19 protein-coding genes and 2 pseudogenes are annotated in these 21,161 nt (G+C 64.6%); 11 read left to right on the top strand and 10 right to left on the bottom strand.

Annotated features, from left to right (window positions below; translation table 11 throughout):
- Position 1: 1 nt before the first annotated feature.
- Together A5678_RS24660 and A5678_RS24655 are read right to left on the bottom strand one after the other, a co-directional pair.
- On the bottom strand, positions 2 to 478 hold the full coding sequence (locus A5678_RS24660; RefSeq protein WP_068048300.1) for an ATPase: 477 nt from the start codon (positions 476 to 478) through the stop codon (positions 2 to 4).
- A complete protein-coding gene (locus A5678_RS24655; protein WP_068048509.1) occupies positions 475 to 1,179 on the bottom strand; it encodes a DUF899 family protein in 705 nt (234 codons plus the stop codon). The genes A5678_RS24660 and A5678_RS24655 overlap by 4 nt, the downstream gene beginning before the upstream one ends.
- 1,216 nt (positions 1,180 to 2,395) lie before the next feature.
- Between A5678_RS24655 and A5678_RS24650 the strand changes: the two genes are divergently transcribed.
- On the top strand, positions 2,396 to 2,872 hold the full coding sequence (locus tag A5678_RS24650; protein ID WP_068048297.1) for a DUF1772 domain-containing protein: 477 nt from the start codon (positions 2,396 to 2,398) through the stop codon (positions 2,870 to 2,872).
- Positions 2,873 to 2,948: 76 nt separating this feature from the next.
- Positions 2,949 to 3,329 carry a DUF4267 domain-containing protein gene (locus A5678_RS24645; RefSeq protein WP_068048506.1) on the top strand — a complete coding sequence of 127 codons (381 nt, stop codon included), beginning with the start codon at positions 2,949 to 2,951 and terminating at the stop codon, positions 3,327 to 3,329.
- A gap of 218 nt (positions 3,330 to 3,547) precedes the next feature.
- Here A5678_RS24645 and A5678_RS28125 read toward each other — a convergent pair whose 3' ends face one another.
- Positions 3,548 to 3,847, bottom strand: coding sequence for a hypothetical protein (locus tag A5678_RS28125; RefSeq protein WP_082945733.1), 300 nt, complete (start codon positions 3,845 to 3,847; stop codon positions 3,548 to 3,550).
- A 517-nt stretch (positions 3,848 to 4,364) separates the two neighbouring features.
- Between A5678_RS28125 and A5678_RS24635 the strand changes: the two genes are divergently transcribed.
- Positions 4,365 to 5,450 (top strand): methyltransferase, encoded by a 1,086-nt coding sequence (locus A5678_RS24635; protein ID WP_068048292.1) that lies wholly within the window; start codon positions 4,365 to 4,367, stop codon positions 5,448 to 5,450.
- Positions 5,451 to 5,488: 38 nt separating this feature from the next.
- Here A5678_RS24635 and A5678_RS24630 read toward each other — a convergent pair whose 3' ends face one another.
- On the bottom strand, positions 5,489 to 6,124 hold the full coding sequence (locus A5678_RS24630; protein WP_068048289.1) for a TetR family transcriptional regulator: 636 nt from the start codon (positions 6,122 to 6,124) through the stop codon (positions 5,489 to 5,491).
- A 141-nt stretch (positions 6,125 to 6,265) separates the two neighbouring features.
- On the opposite strand from A5678_RS24630, the pseudogene A5678_RS28120 reads away from it, so the two are divergent.
- Positions 6,266 to 6,844 (top strand): annotated as a pseudogene (locus tag A5678_RS28120) (PPE family protein); the annotation flags it as partial.
- 527 nt (positions 6,845 to 7,371) lie between these two features.
- On the opposite strand, the gene A5678_RS28115 reads toward A5678_RS28120, so the two are convergent.
- Positions 7,372 to 7,704, bottom strand: coding sequence for a hypothetical protein (locus A5678_RS28115; RefSeq protein ID WP_231983758.1), 333 nt, complete (start codon positions 7,702 to 7,704; stop codon positions 7,372 to 7,374).
- On the opposite strand from A5678_RS28115, the gene A5678_RS28370 reads away from it, so the two are divergent.
- Together A5678_RS28370 and A5678_RS24615 are read left to right on the top strand one after the other, a co-directional pair.
- Positions 7,652 to 7,831, top strand: coding sequence for a hypothetical protein (locus A5678_RS28370; RefSeq protein WP_368664904.1), 180 nt, complete (start codon positions 7,652 to 7,654; stop codon positions 7,829 to 7,831). The genes A5678_RS28115 and A5678_RS28370 overlap by 53 nt on opposite strands.
- Positions 7,832 to 8,286: 455 nt before the next feature.
- Entirely contained in the window at positions 8,287 to 10,521 is a 2,235-nt protein-coding gene (locus tag A5678_RS24615; RefSeq protein WP_231983757.1) for a bifunctional diguanylate cyclase/phosphodiesterase, read from the top strand.
- A 153-nt stretch (positions 10,522 to 10,674) separates the two neighbouring features.
- On the opposite strand, the pseudogene A5678_RS28110 reads toward A5678_RS24615, so the two are convergent.
- Positions 10,675 to 10,831 (bottom strand): annotated as a pseudogene (locus A5678_RS28110) (alpha/beta hydrolase); the annotation flags it as partial.
- Between the two features lie 23 nt (positions 10,832 to 10,854).
- Positions 10,855 to 11,199 carry a hypothetical protein gene (locus A5678_RS26810; protein WP_231983756.1) on the bottom strand — a complete coding sequence of 115 codons (345 nt, stop codon included), beginning with the start codon at positions 11,197 to 11,199 and terminating at the stop codon, positions 10,855 to 10,857.
- A gap of 301 nt (positions 11,200 to 11,500) precedes the next feature.
- On the opposite strand from A5678_RS26810, the gene A5678_RS24605 reads away from it, so the two are divergent.
- The gene (locus A5678_RS24605; protein WP_068048276.1) at positions 11,501 to 11,746 is read left to right on the top strand and encodes a hypothetical protein; all 246 of its coding nucleotides are present in this window, start codon (positions 11,501 to 11,503) and stop codon (positions 11,744 to 11,746) included.
- Positions 11,747 to 12,566: 820 nt separating this feature from the next.
- Here A5678_RS24605 and A5678_RS24600 read toward each other — a convergent pair.
- Positions 12,567 to 13,910 (bottom strand): aldehyde dehydrogenase, encoded by a 1,344-nt coding sequence (locus A5678_RS24600; protein ID WP_068048502.1) that lies wholly within the window; start codon positions 13,908 to 13,910, stop codon positions 12,567 to 12,569.
- A gap of 163 nt (positions 13,911 to 14,073) precedes the next feature.
- Between A5678_RS24600 and A5678_RS24595 the strand changes: the two genes are divergently transcribed.
- The 4 genes from A5678_RS24595 (at position 14,074) to A5678_RS24580 (ending at position 19,444) form a co-directional block, all read left to right on the top strand.
- Positions 14,074 to 15,003: an alpha/beta hydrolase gene (locus A5678_RS24595; RefSeq protein ID WP_068048274.1), complete on the top strand. Its 930-nt coding sequence runs from the start codon at positions 14,074 to 14,076 to the stop codon at positions 15,001 to 15,003.
- A 193-nt stretch (positions 15,004 to 15,196) separates the two neighbouring features.
- Positions 15,197 to 15,805 (top strand): TetR/AcrR family transcriptional regulator, encoded by a 609-nt coding sequence (locus A5678_RS24590; protein WP_068048271.1) that lies wholly within the window; start codon positions 15,197 to 15,199, stop codon positions 15,803 to 15,805.
- A 310-nt stretch (positions 15,806 to 16,115) separates the two neighbouring features.
- On the top strand, positions 16,116 to 16,532 hold the full coding sequence (locus A5678_RS24585; RefSeq protein WP_068048493.1) for an MmpS family transport accessory protein: 417 nt from the start codon (positions 16,116 to 16,118) through the stop codon (positions 16,530 to 16,532).
- A complete protein-coding gene (locus tag A5678_RS24580; RefSeq protein ID WP_068048267.1) occupies positions 16,529 to 19,444 on the top strand; it encodes an RND family transporter in 2,916 nt (971 codons plus the stop codon). The genes A5678_RS24585 and A5678_RS24580 overlap by 4 nt, the downstream gene beginning before the upstream one ends.
- On the opposite strand, the gene A5678_RS24575 is transcribed toward A5678_RS24580, so the two are convergent.
- Together A5678_RS24575 and A5678_RS24570 are read right to left on the bottom strand one after the other, a co-directional pair.
- Positions 19,437 to 20,219 (bottom strand): SDR family oxidoreductase, encoded by a 783-nt coding sequence (locus tag A5678_RS24575; protein ID WP_068048264.1) that lies wholly within the window; start codon positions 20,217 to 20,219, stop codon positions 19,437 to 19,439. The two genes, A5678_RS24580 and A5678_RS24575, sit on opposite strands and share 8 nt — an antisense overlap.
- Before the next feature lie 68 nt (positions 20,220 to 20,287).
- Positions 20,288 to 21,154: a hypothetical protein gene (locus tag A5678_RS24570; RefSeq protein ID WP_068048261.1), complete on the bottom strand. Its 867-nt coding sequence runs from the start codon at positions 21,152 to 21,154 to the stop codon at positions 20,288 to 20,290.
- Between the last annotated feature and the right edge of the window lie 7 nt (positions 21,155 to 21,161).

Raw genomic sequence — 21,161 nt, 5'->3', positions numbered from 1 at the left:
ATCAGTCCGCGATCGATCGCTCCAGGGCGACCAGCGACGCGGCGAGATAGTCCTCACCGAAAATCGGCATTTCGCCCACTCGGTCGCGGAAATCCTGCCGTGCGCCGCTCCAGTCATACGTGAGCGTCACGTCGGTGCCACTCCCATGGGGTGCGAGGTCGTAGCGCCAGAACCACCCACCGGGATTGTGATTGCCCGCCTCGTCGAGCGCGCCAGGCATCCACCCGATGGCACGGTCCTTGTGGAAGACATTGACCAGGTTGTGGGTGACGTAGTCGCCGCCTGCTTGTGTGAGGTACATGTTCATCGCGAACATCTGTCCCGCGCCGGTGATGGGCGCAGCGTCCACCGCGTCACGGACCCAATCAGTGGGCTCGGTGTTCTGGTGGCGGGATGGGTCGACGAGGACGGCGAAGATCTCGGCCGGGGTCGCCGCGATGGTGCGGGTGACGACGTAACGTTCGGCGGTGGCGCTCATTCGTTGTTCTCGCTACCGGGTCCGTAGGCGGCTGCAATATCGGGGGAGCCAAGCCAACCCGAGTAGGTGGGGCGAGAGGGCCATCCTTCGGGTGAATCGAGCCATTCCTCCTGCCGGCCCCAAGGCAGGATGTCGATCAAGCCGAACGCGTGACTGAGCTGCTCGGTGCCTCGCCCATTGGTATGCCAGGTCCGGTACACGCGGTCTCCGTCGCGTAGGAACACGTTGACCCCGAAACCGCCGCCGGGCGGAGCATCCATGTCGGCGGCGAAGGGACTCTGCGATGACGAGTACCACTCCATCCGGTTGCCCACCTTCCGCTTATAGAGGAGGGCTTCCTCAATCGGTCCGTTGGTGACGATGACGAACCTGGCGTCGTAGTTGTCGAGGAACTCCAGTCGGGTGAACTGCGATGTGAAACCCGTGCAGCCGCCGCACTGCCACTCCGCGCCGTCCGACCACATGTGGTGGTACACGATGAGCTGCGAGCGGCCGGCGAACACGTCGACCACGCGGATCGGGCCGTCAGCCCCGATCAGTGTGTAGTCCGCCAGTGCGACCATCGGCAGACGCCGGCGCTGGGCGGCGACCGCGTCCAATTCGCGAGTGGCGGCCTTCTCCCTTGTGCGCAATTCGTCGAGCGCGGCGCGCCACGTTTGTTGATCAACGACTGGCGGCAGGGCCGTGTTCTTGGTTGACATGCGATACACCTTTGCTTCGATTTCTCCGTCTCGAAAGGTCTGACTGCGGAAGTGTCCGAAATTCATCGGAGACCCTCGCCGCGGCGAACGTATCTGCAACTTGCCGCGATGGTCTTGACCTGAGTCCGGGGCTCGGTTCGATAATGCATAGACGACGAGGGGAGGCCGTCAATCAAAACGTTCGTTCGCCGTCTTGGTCCCGCCGTTATGGTGGCGTTCGGGTCGAGGGGTGAGTGGTGGGACACGGGACCCGGGTGCCAACGTGTGCCGGTCGCTGGCCGGCTCACGCGCGCACATGGCTTGCGACGAACCGATTCTCGGACGTAGCGATCTCGTGTCAGGTAAAGTAGGCTGAATGGATAGTGGACGTAGACGTCTACAATTTTCAGCGAACGAAGGCGCCATGTTGTATACCGCACCGTCGCCTTTTGACGACCCCACTGAGCCCATCGATGTCCTGACGCTGCGTGCGTGGTGGGCGCACCACCAGAGCGAACAGCAGGCGAGGCAGCGGCGCCAGCGACGGCCCGTCGCGTTCGGCCGAACCAATAGGCCGGCGCCGAACTAGGGGGCAAGGGCATTCGAGGCGCAGCTCACGGCGTTCCCGAACACATGAAAGGAAAGCCACACCACGGCTTCTGCGTCGCCTCGGGCGGGGGTGGACCCGCGCCCTCCCAGATACCGGGGGCGACGTTTCCGTGCCCCCAGACCACGCCGTACCAGGTATGGCACTGACTCGCATCCCAGTGAACTTCCGTCCCCGGACATCCGCGTCCCGTCTGTGGATGAAGCCCGGTTTTCTGATCTTCCGGACAACACGTATATGGGCCGCTTGCGCCCGGTGGTACTGGCCCGTCTTCCAGCGAGGAGCCATGCGTCGGCAGCACAGAGCCGGGTTGGGCTTGCGCGCTACCTAGGGCCAGCCCGATTCCGGCTACCGCGACGCCACTCGACAACACCGCCGCGGCAACGGCTTTCAAGAAAATCGGGGTTGTACCCACGGTAGTGTCCTTTCGCTGTCGTCAGGCAAGTATCTAACGCCGTAACCGCGATATTGTGGCGCTTTTGGCTGGCTACCGATCCCAAAGGCGGCCGCCAAGCCGACGTCCAAACATGTCCGTTGGTAGCGTCGATAGGACTTCTAGCACTGCTATTGACACGACCGGGCTCTGGGGTTAGCGTTGCTAGCAGGTACGAACATGAGCGGAGTTACGACATGGTTTTGGACGTCATCGCCCGTGCCGCTGCACTGATCGCGGTGCTTGGTACCGCAGTCGTCTACGGCACCGACGTGTTCTGCGCGATCGTGCTGCAACCTGCCTTGGCGTCGGTCGACGACGATGCCTTGGTTGTGGTCACGGGACGCGTGCACCAATACGGAGACCGGCGGATGCCTGTGCCCGGGGCGGTCGGGGTGGTGGCCACTGCGACGAGTGCGGTGCTGGCCACGGTGGCCGCGCACGGGGCGGAGGCGATCGCGGCGGGCGTCGCTCTGATCCTGCTGTTGGTCTGGCTTGCGCTGTACGTGAAGGTGAGCGCACCCATCAATCGGCGACTGACAGCGGCGGCGGACGCTAGCCAGCCGGTGCCGAATGGACGTGCGCTGCAAGCAAAGTGGGACTCGATCATCGGCGCTCGAGCGCTGCTGCAGGGTCTGGCCGTGACCGCCTTATGCGTGGTGCTGATGATCTGACGCGGCCCTGGATCCCCGCCGGCCCACTTCGACGCCGTTTTCGCCGATTCACTGACGAACCCGAGGGGTGCTCGACATGACCGCTACCAACATCGGCTACACGCTCGCCGGACTCCTGGCCGCGGGCATCGTCTTCATCGGCGCACGGTTCATCGTCGCGCCGCGTGTCGCCGCCGCCGGCTACGGCGTGCTACCCGACCTGGACCAGCCTGGTGCGGGCGCCTACCTGAGCGTCAAGGGCGTGCGCGACATCGCCACGGGGCTGTTCGTAATCATCCTGATGATTGCCAGCACGACCCACCTGGTCGGCTGGGTGATGCTGGCCGCCACGGTCATTCCGCTCGCCGACGCCGCGATCGTGCTGCGTCAGGGCGGATCCAAGGCGATCGCCTGGGGAGTCCACGGCGTCACGGCCGCCGTCATGTTCGTCACCTCCGCGCTCCTGCTCGTCTCCTAAGGTGCAGGGCCCGCGTTGTTTCACACCCTCGCGAGAACTTGGCGAACAGAAGGCGCGGGGGAGAGAAGCACAGAATGCCGCCGTGCAGGAGCCGACGCTAGTGGACGATCGATTTGGGGCGCGGGACCGGTATGCCGTTGATCCCGCGCACGAAGCTCACGGCGGACACCGGAACAGTGCACGCCAGCGAGGCTTGAATTCCGTTTAACGCTTGGGCGTCAATGCTCGTCGTAATGTCCGTCGTGCGCGGCATGCCGACAGCCGTCATGCACGTAGTCGACGTGGTCACCGTGGGGGATCGCGACGTGGCCACACCCGTCGCCGTGCTGATGATCGTGTTGCTCGTGCACCGTGTGGCCCGCTGGCTCACACTCGTCGTAGTGGTTCTCGTGCTGCCGATGGACATGACCGTCATGGACGTAGTCGACGTGGTCACCGTGCGGGATCGCGACGTGACCGCATCCGGAGCCATGTACATGGTCGTGCCGAAGATGCTCGTTGTGCAGTGTGCCGGTCATTGTTTCATCACCGCCCGTACCGAACTTGGATTCGCGCTACGTGTGCGACCGAGACCCCCACTGTAGCCCCGTACTCAAGCTGGACGCCAGACAATGGCCACAGTTTCTATGCCCGATGACCGGCCGCAACGTCTAGCCGCCTTGGCATTTGGCGTCAGACGAGAGGGGAGACATCACTGGCGCCCGGGCCGTGCCTGACTGCTTCACGAAGTGCCGCCAAGCCGTTCGCGCGATGCACCTTCACCCCGCTGCAACGCCGAGGGGTGGTCCCACACTGGCCGTGGGGACGCATCCGGTTGCTGTTACGGCTGTCAACGCGAGGATCGCGGTAACGACGAGCTTTGCGGTTAAACGTGACATGACACTCCGTTCATCCGGCCCCTGTCCGAACTGTAGAGGGAAGGGAGACTAATTTCAATAGTGATTGAAATAGGAGTTGCTTGCAGGCATCATTCCTAAGAGAATTCAGCCGCGGAACGCGCCCATCGTGGCGAATACGAACGAGAAGGGGAGTCACTTGACGACCAAGGTCCCGCCGGTCAAGGTCGCGCGAGCCGTTGAACAGGTCCGCCACCAACTGTCGCGGTTACGCCAACGCTTCGCTCCGCGAGCGGCGGTGATGATGGAGTTGATCCTGAATGCGTGGGTTGCTCAAGCGATTACGTCCGCTGCGGATCTCGGTGTGGCGGACGCCCTGGCGGACGGCCCGCTATCCGGCGAGCAGCTGGCGGAACGAGTCGGCGCGGACGCCGACGCCCTGACGCGACTCATGCGCGCGCTGATCGGCATCGGGATTTTCCGCCAGTGCAACGACGGGTGTTACGCACTCACCCCGCTCGCGGACACTCTGCGCACCGACGCGCCCGTGTCAATGGCGGGGATGGCGCGATGGGTTGGGTCGCCTCAACATCGCGAGCACTGGAGCCACCTGACCGGCGCCATCCGGACCGGAAATGCGGTGCTTCCCGAGCTTCGCGGCAAGCCGGCCTTCGAGTACCTGGCTGACGAAGTTGAGCTGGGGGGAATCTTCAACTCGGCCATGACCAATGTGTCCGAGTTCGCGACCGTGCCCTTGACCGCGGCCTACGACTTCGGTGCGTTCGGCACGATCGTCGATGTCGGCGGCGGGCAAGGTCGGCTGTTGGCGGCGATCCTGGAGACGGCTCCGAATTCGCGCGGCGTGCTGTTCGACCTTTCGGAGGTCGTAGCCGGCGCCCCCGAGTTGTTTCGCAAGTACGGTGTCGACGACCGCGTCCGGATCGAGGAGGGCTCGTTCTTCGAATCCGTACCGGAGGGCGGCGACGCGTATGTGCTCAAGAACGTCATTCACGACTGGGCCGAGGACGACGCGGTTCGCATTCTGAAGAACATCCGCGCCGCGGCCCGCACCGGCGCGCGACTGTTGCTCTGCGAGTTCGTCATTCCCGACCATGACCGCGACTTCCACGGCAAGTGGGTGGACATCGAGATGCTCGTCGTCGCCGGCGCGCGCGAGCGCACCGCGCACGAATACGGCCACCTGTTCGGCCAAGCCGGTTTCCGGTTAGATCGCATAGTCGACACCGTGTCGCCGCTCAGCATCATCGAGGCGACCGCGGTGTAGTCGAGCCATTCACCGCCGTGTCGGCGCGCTTGGCCGGCTTACTGCGACGGCAGGTCCAGACCGAGCTCGTCGACGGGGACGGTCAAGAACCGGTGCACTGCAGGCCCCACGAACCCGACCACCTCATCAACCCCAAGCGTCGACAGGGGCGGCACACGCATGATGTACCGCAGCATCGCGGTGCCGACGAGGTTGGTCGCGGCCAGCATCGCACGGAGTCGCGCTTCTTCACCACCGCCCAAAGTGCCGGACACCGCAGTGAACAGGTAGTCGTGCAGGAAACCGCGAAATGCATCGTTCGCATCGCTGTTCGTCGTCGCGGACTGCACCATCGACGCCATGCTCGCGGCCGTATCGGGTTGCTCCCAGAGACCAAGGTAGGCCCGCACCACGCGGCAGCCTAGGTCGTCGTCCTTTCGGGTGAGCTCAGTCGTGAGCAGGTCAGACGGCAGCACCAATTTCATCGCCTCGCGAAACAATGCGGCCTTCGAGCCGAAGAGATAGAGGACCATCGACGGATCTACTCGCGCATCGTCGGCAATGGCACGCAGCGTCGTCTTGTCATAGCCGTGCATAGCGAACTGCCGCTTGGCCGCGCGCAAAACCGTGTCGCGCGATACCGGCTCGCCTTGGCGTCTACCGCGGCGCTTCATCATCTTCCCAGGTGGCGGCATGGGCGAACCCTATCATTTCAATCGTCGTTGAAAAGACCGCACAGCGGTTGTACGCTCCGCATGGGAGTAATTCTATGGATATTGAAAAATCCTGGGTCGCTCTTGAACTGGCCAGCGCCGTCCGCGGAGAGGACTGACGACATGGACTTCGCGTCGCTGCCTCCGGAGGTCAACTCCGGACTGATGTATGCCGGCCCGGGGTCGGGGCCGATGCTGGCGGCCGCGGCGGGTTGGGACGCGTTGGCCGCCCAGCTGGAGTCGACCGCCAGCGGCTACGCGGCCGAGCTGGCCGGATTGACCGGCCAGGCATGGTCCGGCCCCTCGTCGGTGCTGATGACCGCCGCGGCCACGCCCTATGTGGAGTGGCTGTCCGCCGCCGCCGCTCAGGCCGCGCAGACCGCCGCGCAAGCCTACGGAGCGGCGGCGGCCTACGAGGCGGCGTTCGCAATGACGGTGCCCCCACCGGTGATCGCAACCAATCGCGCGCAGTTGATGGTGTTCATCGCGACGAATTTCTTCGGGCAGAACACCGCGGCGATCGCGGCGACTGAAGCCCAGTACACGGAGATGTGGGTGCAAGACGCCACGGCGATGTATGGCTATGCCGCCGCCGCCGAGACGGCGAGCACCTTGGCCCCGTTCGACGAGCCGCCGCAGACGACCAACCCGGCGGGGCGGGGCGCCCAGGCCCAGAGTTTGGCACAGGCCGCCGGCAATGCCACCGGGACTACACAGCAGCTGGCCTCGACCAACGCGACGATGCATACCCTCAGCTCCACCACCGCCGACACCGTCGGGCCCCTCGCTCCGGGCCAAACTGTCACCGTCGCGCCGGGAGACACCATCGCCGTCGGCGCCAACACCGGCATGTACGTCAACAGCGGCTCGATCACGATCACCGGCTCCGGCACCAACCTCATCAGCTTCGGCACCGTTATCGTCAACCCTGGCAGCACAATTCACACGATTATCGACTGCTCCGAGGGCGGTGTTTTGATCCCGAGGGCGTCGACGTCACCGCTGGCTCGAGTCCCATAGTCCTTGCCCCCGGATCGTTCCAGGAGGTTCTGGTCAGCCTCGTCAACGGCTCCGCCACACTCGCCGTTGTCGGCACTGAACAGGTCGCCGTCCAGACGTTCGCAAACACCGCAACCGCCATCGCCGGCCCCGCTGGCGCGTCCATCACCAACGTGTTCGGCACCGTCACCGTCGCCGCCGTCACGCCGATCCCTAGTTCGCCGAGCGTCTTAGGGGTTCCCGCGTTGGGCGGGCTGGCGTCGCCAGGCCTCGCGGGTACCGCAGGAATTCAGCCTCAACTCAACGTGGATGAGCTGTTGGAATGGGCTCACACCGTCTCCGGTGCTGACCAGGCCGGCGCCCTGGCGGGTGCCGGTTGAGGGCAGGAAAGCCGTGCTAGGCGGCGGCATGGAGGAACCTGCCAACACCCGTGTGGGTTGGCCGTTCCATCCCTCGTCCGGTGTTGGTGCGCCGTCAGCGGAAGCAGGGAAGGCGGTCGCGCTTGGGCCGCTGTCGGTTCCGCCGGCCTGGGCGCCGATCACCTCGGTGGTCGGATCCACCACGCCCGCAATGGTTTCCAGGACCCGTGCCGCCGACCGGCCGGTTATTCCAGAAAGATTGCCGGGTCACACCTTCCAGCAGACGCTGATGGCAATGGTGAGCAGATGCGACGCCTCACTGCGAGGATGACGGCGCCCGGAGATGGTGGCGGATCTGCGGCGTAGCCGGCAAGCCTCGAAAGCACAGATCCGCTCTACCCGTGGTCATTTCAACCTGATCCTCAACCTCGAATCATTGGTCCGAATGACCCGCCCGATAATCGGCACCCGAAACCTGTTTGTGCGCAATCGGGTAAGCCTTGCTAGCGCTCACCGTCTCCGCTTCCGTCGCGTTTCCCGGACTTTACGGTCGGCGCGTCGCGTCGGCGGGTAGAGATGGACGGGTCGTAACAGGACTGCTGCGACCTGCGATCATTCGGCTCGCCGGTCTCGCAAAATGTGCGGTTGAAACCGCGCGCAGTGATCGTGCAATAACGGTCCGGCCGTCAGACTCTTCTGTCAGGATATTGAGCGTCAACGCCGCAGGCTGGAGGGGGCGCGTTGCCGTTTGGGAGTCGTCGCCTGTATCGCGGGCTATCTGCGGTCGTGGTCGCCGCGGCGGGGTTCAACGCGCTCGGGCTGTGGGGAGTCGCGGCGGCGCAACGTGTGCAGTTTGTCCTCGAAGCAACGATCTGTTTCGGCGCGTTACTCGCTGGGCTTGTCGTCACGCGCCGGGTGACCGGCCTGTGGCGGTGGTGGCGGGTTGCGCTCCTCGTGGCGATCGTTACCTTTTTGACCGCCGAGTTTTTCTCGTGGCTGGGCCGCGCCGAGGACCGCGGGGCAACCGCGCCGCAACCAGCCGTCATCGGCTACTTTCTCGCAGGACTGTTGTTCGCCACCGCAATGGTGCTTCTCGTGCGTGCCGGGAACCATCTCGACAACAGAGCATGGGTGCGAATTTGGCCGGGGGTCATCACCACCGTCCTCGATGGCTCGCTGGTGGCCCTGGCATTTTGCCACTTGGTGTACGTCGCCCATCTGGGTGCCATGGACGGCGCCGCGCTGCCGCGGTCGACGAATTCCGCGGTCGTCATCGGAATTGCCGCTGTTGAGCTCGTCGTGGTGGTGGCCGCAGTTCTCATTGCGATGTGGTACCCGCCGTATCGGCCGGGCCGGGCGAACTACATGCTGCTTGCAGCCGCGGTGATTACCCTCACCTCCTCGGACAGGCTGCTGGCCTACTTCCGGAGCGTCGGAGTGACGACGTTGGACCTTTGGGTCGGCACTGGATTCGTCATCGCTCCGGTGTTGATCGCGTGGAGCCTGCTTGAACTGCCGCCCCGACCCCGACCACCCCACGACGAGATGGAACAACCCACGAACTGGGCGCAGCTGACCCTGCCCTACGTGGGCTTCATGGGCAGCACCGCTCTCCTCGCGTTCCACGTGCTCATCGGCCGAATGGTGGACCCGATCTTCGTCAGCACTTATCTGGCGATGGCACTGCTGGTCGCGACCCGCTACGTGGTGGCAATGCGCGTGCAGCGGATGTTGACCGGACAGCTCGTGGACGCCAAGCGCCGGCTTGCACACCAGGCCCACCACGATGCATTGACCGGACTACCGAATCGATTGTTGTTGGCGCAGCGGCTGGATGACGCGATACGCGAGGGACCGTTCGTTTTGATCTTCGTCGACATCGACGACTTCAAAGAGGTCAACGACCGATTCGGGCACGCCGCCGGCGACGAGCTGCTGTGCGCGATCAGCGAGCGCCTAGCGCGTTGCCTCCGGCCCGGAGACACGCTGGCTCGCATTGGGGGAGACGAGTTCGCCATCCTGATCCCAGGTGGTGTCGAAGGACCCGAGATCTTCGCCGACACGCTACGGGTGGCGCTGCGGAGTCCGTTCTCGGTGCAGGGGAGTTCGGTGCGGGTGCGCGCCAGCATGGGCTTGGTCAGTCCCGGTTGTGACGGTCTCCCGCCGACGTCTGACGACCTGCTCAGGCAGGCCGACATCTCGATGTACACCGGTAAGCGGCTGGGCAAGGACACCGCCGTCGTTTACCACCCGGCATTCAGTGTGTCGGAAGATTTTTCGACGGCGCTCCGGCAGGCGAAGGGGCGCATTCCGGACGGCTTTCGGCTGAAGTATCAGCCCGTGGTGTCCCTCCCACAGGGCGTTCCCGTCGCGGTAGAGGCGCTCGCCCGGTGGACAACACCGAGCGGGATACAGATTCCTCCCCAGACATTCGTCTCCCTGGCCGAAGCGAATGGCATGGGGGCACAACTCGATGCCATGGTGCTCGATCTGGCCTGCGCGGAGATCCAAGCCGCGGGCCTCGATCTGGATCTCCACATCAATGTCGGTGCTGCGCGACTTGGCAGCGTTGAGTTCGAAGATGTCGTCAGCCGCACGCTCGCGCGACACGGCTTATCTCCGCGCCGGCTAGTCCTGGAAATCACCGAGACGGTTCCCGTAGTTGACGTCCCCGACGGGGCGGCAGCGATCAGACGGCTGTCCGAATCGGGCATCAGGGTCGCCTTGGATGACTTCGGCGCGGGCTACAACTCGCTGACGTACCTTCACGAATTGCCCGTGCAAATCGTGAAACTCGACCGCGGCCTCGTAGTGGGCGTCGAGCCGGGCCGAAACCTGACGTTGTACCGGTCGGTCATCGGCTTATGCGAGGCGCTCGGTCTCAACGTGATTGCCGAAGGCATAGAAGCAGTCGAGCAGGCCGAGACGGTTTTCAAAGCCGGGTGCGCATTGGCACAAGGTCACCTATTCGGGGCAGCATCCGATCTCGTCGATATCGCCATACCCTCCACCGCCAACTAGCAAGGGGAACAATCCACGTCACCGACCAGCGCAACAACGACGAGGTACTCAACCTCGGGGTCCGTTCAATCTGGTTGTTGAGTGGGGCATTTCGATAGTGGCCAGCATCGTCCCTCGGGCGATGGTCGTGTCCACCTGGTCCGACGTTGCCGATCAGGACGCGATGAACGAGAGCAGATCGGGGTTGAGGACATCGGCGTGCGTAGTCGGCATGCCGTGCGGGTAACCGGCATAGGCCTTCAACGCACCCGCCGCTGCCGGACATGCCCTGTCGCCACCAGTTCGCGATGACCACCTCGGACGGCTCGACCGTAGCCAGCGGGCGCTGTCCCGTCACGCGTGGGGGCAGAAGATGCCAAGGATCTGTTGGCAGTTGTCCTTATTGATGAGCCCCGGCGGAGGCGGGGGCGGCGGTGCCGGCGGGTTGTCGCCGTCCCAAATGTTCTGGGCGACATTGCCCTGCCCGAAGTAGACGTAATAGTAGGTGTGGCAGATGTTGTTGTCCCAAATGACGGGATTGGTGACGTGGTTACCGGTCGGCGGCAGAGGTTCCCCTGGGCACCAGCGGTGCGGGCCGCCATCGGCGTTGGCGGTGCCCGCGGCGAGCCCGAGACCTGCGACGCCCAAACCGCCGGCCACTAGGGCGGTGGTCGCAAACCGCACGATTCGTCGCATCATGATTCCTATTCCATCGGGTGGCGGCCCGTGGTGGGCAGCTTTCGAGTTGGAGTAGACAACGCGCCGATCGCTACCGATCCCAAACTTGGCCTGCACATTGGAGCCGCCCATACCGCCCCTACAGCGAGGTAGGGGCGCCTTCAGCCGAGCAGGGTCGGCGCGGAGCACGACTCTGTGCTGTGACCGTTAAGGATCGTTACCGGAATCGTGATTTCCGCACTCGTATCATCGGATCTACGAGAATCCCGAAGCGTTCCGCTCAAATAACGCGGATCGGCATCCGCAAGCCTGGGGGGCTGATATGACAACCGCAATCGCCGCGCACGAGTTATTCGAGAAATACACGTCCGACGCGCACGACGATTTCGCTTCGGCGGTAGCGAGAGTCAACGCTGTCGCCTGGCAAGGGGACACCATTCTCGCCGAATTGAAGCCGCGCTGGCGGCCCACGGAAGAAGAGATCGTGCGCGCGGCGATCACGGTGATATTGGCAGCCCTCGTCGCGGTGATCGGTGTCGCCGCGATCGCGATCTTGACAATGGGCTAGTAGCGGATAAGGCGCGGAGACTTATGACCGCGCGAGCGGATTCGATCAGAGATCGTATGTCATCAGCACAGCCCTGAAACGCTACCGACAACCGGTGAACACCTGAGCCGCCGCGGCTCGGCTATACGGGTAGGGGAAGGCATATTCATCCGATTGAAGGTCGCGTCGCTGACTTGACATAATGTCGCTTATCGGCACAACGGGTTACCCGGTCATCGCACGAAGGTGGCACTCTCGACGACGTTGGGACGAGTCCGCCGAGACACGCGGGCGCGCTCGCGCGCAATCGCCACCCGTCCGGCTCTGACGCGGGACCCCTGAAACCTGCCTGGTCGGATAAGGGACCGACGCCGGCCACGACACGATGATCGGGCGGTTGGCGAAGCCGGCGATGCCCCCCAGCCCCCCTCCCGCGTGCATGGCCACAATTCGTCACGGTGACGAATTGTGCACCGCCGCCCGAGCGGTACTGGCGACACGGATGCGATCGCTCACCAGCGAACCGCGCCGACTCGACGCCGATCATCACTACGGGCCACGGATGAACGGCGCGATCCACACAACTCGGTCACCGGCCGCCCGCGCACGCCCAGGACGCTCTGGTGCATCTTCCGTGCCCCGTCCCCCTGGTGCCGGCCTTGATGACGTGACCACCCTGCTCAACGATCCGGGTTACGACCTACGCGCCCCAAGCATCATCCAGAATTGGGCCCGGTCATGCTACGGCCCCACTTCCACGTACTTAGCTCCAATTCGTCACTGTGACGAATTGCACATCACCCCAACCGAATTCAGCGCCTCAAGCACTCCGCGCGCCCGGTCAGCCGCCGGGCGCCGACCAGTGCACCACCTTCGTGGCGGTCATCTCTTCGAGCAGTTCGGGCCCGAAGCCGAAGCCCGTGCCGCTGGCCCGGCGGGGTTCCGAAGCTCCGCCGGGCGCACCGCCGAAGACGGCGTTGATCTTCACGGTGCCCACCGGAAGGCTCCGCCACGCCTCCTGGGCATGCGCCATGTTCCCGGTCAGCACCGTGGCGGCCAGGCCGTAGCGGTCATTGGCGGCTTCGGTCAGCGCGGCAGCGAAGTCCGGAACCACCCGCACCGGCGCGATCGGACCGAACGTTTCCTCGCGCATGATCAACATCTCGGGTGTGCAGTCACTCAACACCGTGGGCGGATAGAACGAGCCCGGCCCGGGCTGCGGCTCGCCGCCGACCAGAAGGTGAGCCCCGGCACGCGTCGCGTCTACGACGTGCGCATGCACGTGTTCACGATGACGCTCGTCGACCAGCGGTCCGATGCGGTCGGCCCACGAGATCGCCTCATCAATCAGTGCGTTGAGGAAAGCGTCGGCGATCGATTGCACAACATAGATTCGCTCCACCGAGACGCAGATCTGTCCGGCGTTGGCGAAGGCACCCTGGGCGGTTTGGCCGGCCGCCCACGCCGGATCCACGTCGGCGTCGACGATCAACGCGTCGTTTCCGCCATTCTCCAGTAGCGCCTTGGCGCCGCGTTCGGCACAGGCGCGCGCGATTTCCCGGCCCGTTGCGCTGCTGCCCACATGCGCGACAACGTCGACCAGTTCCGAAGCCGCCAAGCGTTCCCCGACGGTCCCGTCGCCGTCCACAATCTCGAGCACACCATCGGGCAGCCGGGTGGCCAGCATTTCGGCGAACCGCCGGCCGGTCTGCGGGCAGCGCTCGCTGGGCTTGTGTACCACGGTGTTTCCGGCCACGAGGGCCGCGCCCAGCAGCCCTGCAGCCACCGCGACGGGATCGTTCCACGGCGTGATGACGGCGACCACGCCCCGGGGCTGGGGAACCATCAGGTCGGTTGCGGCCCACCCGCCCTGCAGAGCGTGCCCGCGATGGAGCGGCCCGAGTTGCGCGTACTGCAGCAGGGTGTCGATTCCGGCGTCCACGCCGCCGCGCGCGTCGGAGCGCAGCTTGCCGGTTTCCCGCTCGTTCAGTTCGGCGAGTTCGTCGGCGGCCGCGCCGACGTCGCCCGCAGCGGCCGCTATCGCGGCGGCCCTTTCGGCCGGCGGGGTGCGCGCCCACGCGTCGGCCGCGGCCGCGGCACGTGCGATCGCGCCGTCACAGTCGGCGGGCCCGGTGATCGGCAGCTGCGTGACGGTGTCACCGGTGCGCGGATCCAGAACGCTGATGATCTTGGTAAGGGTCGAGGCCACGACAGCGGATACCCTGTCCCCGGTCCGACCAATCGGGCGTCCGGATGCGTCCCTGGTCAGCGCGTTGAAGATGCGTCGGGACAGAATGCCGATCCGGTATGTTCAGCCTGTCCGCCAGCGCGAGGAGTAGAGGCATCGGATGGCAAACGGATTCGGCGACAATGCCTTCACCTCACGGCACGCGGTAAATCCCGGTCTGCGCAAGGTGGCCCGATTTCTGCCTCGCGGATACGCCCTGCACCGCGGTCTCAAGGTCCAGCGGGCGATCATGAACCTCTTCAGCAGCACGGGGCGGTTGCGGGACGTACCGGTCGCCACGGTCGATGAGCACGTCACCGTTCGCCTGCATCGTCCGACCAACGGTCCCCACCGGGCACCGGCACTGCTCTGGGTGCACGGCGGCGGGACAATCATGGGTCACGCCGCCCAGGACGACAAATACCTTCGCAAGATGTCGCGCCGGACGGGCGTCGCGATCGCAGCGGTGGAGCACCGGTTGGCGCCCGAGCACCCGTATCCGATTCCGGTTGAGGACTGTTACGCGGCGCTGCTGTGGCTCGCGCGCCAGCCGTGGGTGGACCCGGATCGGATGGGCATCGCCGGGGCCAGTGCCGGTGGGCTTTTCGCGGCGGCGCTGGCCCACCTGGCCCGCGATCGCGATGACGTCAAACTCGCCTACCAGATGCTGGTGTATCCCATGTTGGACGATCGCACCGGCGCCAGACCCGACGGTCCCAAGCGCCTCGTGTGGAACGAAACCGACAACCAACTGGCATGGCGCTGGTACCTCAACGATGCCGACCCCAAGCAGGCGGCTCCGGCTCGTCGGGAGGATCTGTCCGGCCTGCCGCCGGCGTGGATCGGTGTCGGGACATTGGACCTCTTCTATGAGGAGTGCCTGCAGTACGCCCGGCGCCTGCGCGAGTCGGGTGTTCCCGTGCACGAGGAGATTGCCCCCGGCGCCTTTCACGCCTTCGACCAGATCGCGGACAAGGCGCCGGTGTCGGTGAACTTCTTCGCCAGTCAGTGCGAACACCTTCGGAACGCCCTCGTCGCGCCCCGCGCTTAACCGCGCGTGCCGGTCGGGTTGGTTCCCTTGTGCAACAAGTGATTTCGAGGGAATCGGCGGCGGGTGTAGCGTTTACCGGCGCCCATGAGGCAGCCCCCGCGGCACGCGACCCCGCCCACGGGCCGAACGGCAGTGAGACCAAAATCCGCCTCCTTTCGACTGCAAATTGTGCAGAACGTGCAACTATGGTGCTATGTCCAACCCGGTGGGTCTGCGCGAGCGTCGTCGGCGCCAGACGAGCGCAGACATCCGCGACGCCGCTGTGCGCCTGGCGCTGGAACGGGGATTCGACAAGGTGACCATCGAGGAGATCTGCGCCGATGCGGGCGTGTCGACGCGCACCTTCTTCAACTACTTCCCGAATAAAGAGTCCGCGATCGCGTATGGCCCTTCGGACATACCCCCGGAGCTGGTAGCCGATTTCGTCGCGGCCGGGCCCGCCCCCTATTCGGTGGTGCTGGAAGAGCTGATCACGCTGGCGGCGCACCATCTGCGCGACGTGCCCCCGAAACGCGAACAGGCGGCCGGCATGCTGGAACTCGCCAAAACCTCCCCCGCGGTGCTGGCGGCATTCCTCGCCGACTTGGAAAGGTTCCAGAATCACCTGACCGATGTCGTCGCGCGTCGCCAAGGCATGCGAGCCGACGACGAGATAGTTGCGCTGATCGCCGCACTCGCGTTGACGGCCGTACGTTCGGGCATCGAGCGCTGGTCAAGCGGGGAAGCCGGCGCCGCCGACGACACGCCCATGCCCTATGTCGAGCGGGCCGCCGCGTTGGTCAACAGCATCTTTACGAAGTGATCTGAAACACCGCGAGCAATTGTTGCATGGTGTGCAAGGTCTGCACATTATGTACTATGCTCATCAGGCGGTATCCGAAGACGCTTCATGAAGTAGGTGTCGGTACTGGGGGCGAGCGTCGGTGCGCTTGGGCGACCGTTCCCGCATCGGGCGATCGAGCGCACATGCATCATAGTCATCGGCGAGAACCATTGCGGTGCAACGTAAGTCGTGGTGGTGCTTCCCTGCCCATGAGCTGGTGCACAGGTCACACTGACGCTGACCGATGACGGCGGCCTGATGGGGAAGGGAATCACCTGACGTGAAGCTTGTGCGCAACGCGTGGCTGCCCCTGCTGATCGTCGCGGTCCTGGTGGTCGGCGGCTTCGCCGTGACCCGGGTCAAGTCGTTCTTCGGCGCCCACGACACGGGCGTCATGACGAGCCCGCGGCTGGACGATTCCAAGCCGTTCAAGCCGAAAGTCGTCAAGTACGAGGTCTTCGGCACGGCCAGCACGGCCAACGTGAATTACTTGGACCTGTCCGCCGACCCGAAGCGGGTCGACGGCGCACCCTTGCCTTGGACGCTCGTGCTCAGCACGACCGCCCCCTCGGTCTTCCCGAATCTCTCGGCCCAAAGCGACGGTAATTCCCTCGGTTGTCGCATCACCATCGACGACGAAGTCAAGGCCGAGAACCAAACCAACGGCGTGCACGCCTTGACCTTCTGCTTGGTGAAATCCGCATGAGCGCACACTTCGATGACGCCCGCACCGACACCATTCCCGTCGCCGACGAACCGGTGCGGGAGAAGATCCCGCGGATCATCCGAACCTTCGCCGTGCCCATCATCCTGGGCTGGATCGCACTCATCGCGGTGCTCAACGTCGTCGTTCCCCAGTTGGACGAGGTCGGCAAGATGCGCTCGGTGTCCATGGCCCCCGACGACGCGCAATCGGTCGTCGCGACCAAGCGCATGGGCGCGATCTTCAACGAATACAAGTCCAACAGCTCGGTCATGATCGTCCTCGAGGGGCAGAATCCCCTCGGCGCCGACGCCCACGCCTACTACGACCAGATCGTCAGGAAGCTCGACGCGGACACCAAACACGTTGAGCACGTTCAGGATATGTGGAGCGATCCGCTGACCGGGGCGGGCGCTCAGAGCAACGACGGTAAGGCCGCCTACGTCCAGGTCTACCTGGCGGGTAACCAGGGCGAAGCCCTGGCCAACGAATCCGTCGAGTCGGTGCAGAGCATCGTCAAGAGCGTCCCCCCGCCCAAAGGGGTTAAGGCCTACGTCACGGGGCCCGCGGCGCTATCGGCGGACCAGCATGAGGCCGGCGACCGCAGCCTGCAGCTCATCACGGCGGCCACGTTCACCGTGATCATCGGCATGCTGCTGTTGGTCTACCGGTCGGTGATCACCGTGTTGCTCACGCTGGTGATGGTGGTGCTCGAGTTGTCGGCCGCGCGTGGAATGGTCGCTTTCCTGGGCTACTTCAAGCTCATCGGGCTTTCGACGTTCGCCACGAACCTGTTGGTCACGTTGGGAATCGCGGCCGCCACCGACTATGCGATCTTCCTGATCGGCCGATATCAGGAAGCCCGCGCCGTCGGCGAGTCGCGCGAAGACGCGTATTACACCATGTACAAGGGCACCGCACACGTCGTTCTCGGGTCGGGTCTGACGATCGCCGGCGCGACCTTCTGCCTGCACTTCACCAACCTGCCCTACTTCCAGACGCTGGGCATCCCGTTGGCCATCGGAATGGTGGTCGTCGTGGCGGCGGCGCTCACGCTTGGGCCCGCGGTCATTTCGGTGGTGACCCGCTTCCGTAGGACGCTCGAACCCAGGCGGACGCAACGCATTCGCGGCTGGCGCAAGGTCGGCGCTCTCGTGGTCCGCTGGCCCGGACCGATCCTAGTCGTGACGATTGGGATCGCGCTCATCGGCTTGCTGACCCTGCCCGGATACCGCACCAACTACAACGACCGCAACTATCTGCCCACCGACCTACCCGCCAACGAGGGTTACGCGGCCGCCGATCGGCACTTCTCGCAGGCGCGGATGAATCCCGAAGTGCTGATGATCGAAAGCGACCACGACCTGCGCAACTCCGCGGACTTTTTGGTGATCGACAAGATTGCCAAGACGGTCTTCCGGGTGCCGGGAATCGGTCGCGTGCAGGCGATCACCCGGCCGCAGGGCACGCCGATCGAGCACACGTCGATCCCGTTCCAGATCAGCATGCAGGGCGTCACCCAGCAGATGAACCAGAAGTATCAGGAAGACCAGATGGCCGATATGCTGCATCAGGCCGACATGATGCAGACGACCATCGACAGCATGACCAAGATGCAGCGCATCACCGTGCAGATGGCCGAGGACATGCATCAGATGGTCAAGAAGATGCACGACATGACCATCGACATCAACGAATTACGGCAGCACATGGCCGATTTCGAGGACTTCTTCCGGCCCATTCGCAGCTACCTCTACTGGGAACGGCACTGCTACGACATCCCGGTGTGCTGGTCGCTGCGGTCGGTCTTCGACAGCCTGGACGGCATCGACACGATGACCGACGACATCCAGAGCCTGCTGCCCATCATGGACCATCTCGACACGTTGATGCCCCAAATGGTGGCGCTGATGCCTTCAATGATCGAAAACATGAAGGCGATGAAAACCACCATGCTGACCATGTATTCGACCCAAAAGGGTCTGCAGGATCAGCAGAACGAGGCGCAGAAGAATTCCAACGCCATGGGCAAGGCGTTCGATGCGTCGAAGAACGACGACTCGTTCTACCTGCCGCCGGAGACCTTCAACAACGCCGAGTTCAAGAAGGGTATGAAGAACTTCATCTCCCCGGACGGCCATGCCGTGCGATTCATCATCAGCCATGACGGGGATCCGATGTCGCAGGAAGGCATTTCGCACATCGGCGCCATCAAGAAGGCGGCGTACGAAGCGCTCAAGGGCACGCCGCTGGAGGGCTCGAAGATCTACCTGGCGGGCACCGCGTCGATCTATAAAGACCTCAGCGACGGCAACACCTACGACCTGTTGATCGCCGGGATTTCTTCGCTGTGCTTGATTTTCATCATCATGCTGCTCATCACGAGGGGCGTCGTGGCGTCGGCGGTCATCGTGGGCACCGTCTTGCTCTCGCTGGGCGCGTCTTTCGGCCTGTCGGTGTTGATCTGGCAGCACCTGATCGGCATCGAGTTGCACTGGATGGTGCTCGCGATGTCGGTGATCATCCTGCTTGCCGTGGGCGCCGACTACAACCTGTTGTTGGTTGCGCGGTTCAAGGAGGAGATCTACGCCGGCCTGAACACCGGGATCATCCGTTCGATGGGCGGTACCGGTTCGGTCGTCACCTCGGCGGGCCTGGTGTTCGCCTTCACGATGATGACGATGGCGGTCAGTGAGCTGACGGTCATCGGTCAGGTCGGTACCACCATCGGACTGGGTCTGCTGTTCGACACCCTGATCGTCCGGTCGCTGATGACGCCGTCGATTGCGGCGCTGCTGGGCAAGTGGTTCTGGTGGCCGCAACGAGTGCGGCAGCGCCCGGTGCCGTCGCCCTGGCCCAAGCCAAGCGACGAGAAGGCGCCCCAGGAAGCCGAATCCCTAGTTCCCGCTAGGTAACCCAGTCGGGCTGCCCGGCGGTGTCGACCGCGGAGAAGTCCTTGTGGCCCAGGCCGGCGGTGGTGCCGCCGTCGACGACGAACTCCGAGCCGGTCGAATAGCTGGACTCGTCGCTGGCCAGGTAGACGACGAGGTTGGAGACTTCCTTGGGCTGGGCGATCCGGCCCAGCGCGGTCTGGAAAATGTCCTCGGGCACCCACTCGGTCATCGGCGTCTTGATGAGCCCGGGGTGGATCGAGTTCACCCGGATCCCACTGGGCCCGAGTTCGAGTGCCGCCGACTTGGTCAAGCCCCGGACGGCGAACTTGGTGGCGGTGTACCCGTGGCAGGCGATGGTGCCGGCGATCCCCTCGATGGAGGAGATGTTGATGATCGATCCCCGCCCGGCTTCCTTCATGGGCTTCACCACGGCGCGGATGCCGAGGAACACACCGGTCAGGTTGATGTCGAGGATGCGCTGCCACTCCGAGAGCGCGTAGTCCTCGAAGGTGCCGATGTTGATGATGCCCGCGTTGTTGACGAGGATGTCGATGCCGCCGAACTCACCCAGCGCGGTGGCCACCGCCGCGTCCCAATCCTCGGACTTCGTCACGTCGAGGTGCACGTAGCGGGTCGCGTCTCCGACCTCGGCGGCGACGGCCTTGCCTTCGTCGTCGAGGATGTCACCGAACACCACCTTGGCGCCCTCGGCAGCCAGTGTGCGGACGTGCGACGCGCCCATTCCCCGCGCGCCCCCACTGATGAGCGCGACCTTACCGGCCAGCCGTTCTGCCACCGCGATCTCCTGTCGTGTCGAGTCTTTAGCACCATACAGACGCGGGCAGATGTATGACCAGGGTTGATTCAGCTCACGACGTCGAAGATCGCCGCGGCGGAGGTGACGGCCTTGTCCGCGTTCCCCTCGTCGTGCAGCAACATGCGCACGCCGACTCGCCCTGACTCGCCCGGATGCGCGGTGCCCTCGACGCGGAACGGACCCACCTTGCCGCGCGACATGAACATGACGTGCCAGCTCACCACCTGCAGCCTTCGGGTGCCGGCGACGTCGGCGGCAAGGTCGATCGCTGCAGTTTCGAGGACGACGTGTTGCGGTCCGATATGCAGTGCGGCGTCCGGAGAAGCCAATTCGGTGCTGAGCTCGGGCAGCACCCAATGGCCGTCGCCGCGCCTGCTGGCCCCGAAGGCCTGCCACAGCGGCGGCAGGTCCGGCGAGTCCTCGATCACCAGCTCCGTGCCCGAAACATCCATCCGGTCAAGGCCTTCGGGCGGGATGCCGATGATCGCTCCCTGCCCCTCGTTGAAGGCGATCACCCGATCCGGGTTGTCGGCGTCGACGATCTTGCACCGCCCGTACCCCATGGTGCGGCCCTGGTGCACGATGCCGGAGCCGACGATCTCGACCCGCCTGACGTCGTAGCCGGGGTCGACGATCTGCACCGACGCGATGACCGGGTTGGGCACCGCGACCATGTCGGTCTGGCACCCCTCCGGGGAGGAAATGGCCAACGGCGCCACCATGATTCCCCCGGCCTCGTTGCGCATGTCCCGGCGAATGGTGACGGTGTCGTCGACCTCGCCGAGGTCCATCGAGGAGTGCTTGCGGCCGATGTAGCGGTAACTGAGCAGACCCGTCCAGCGCCGGTACAGTTCGTCCCGGTAAGCTTCGGAGTCTCCCGCCAACTCCCGGATGTCACGAAGTCGGTCGCTCAATTCCGGC

The organism is Mycobacterium sp. E2733, assembly GCF_001667585.1.
GTDB lineage: Bacteria > Actinomycetota > Actinomycetes > Mycobacteriales > Mycobacteriaceae > Mycobacterium.
This window is presented reverse-complemented; position numbering and strand designations above follow the sequence as displayed.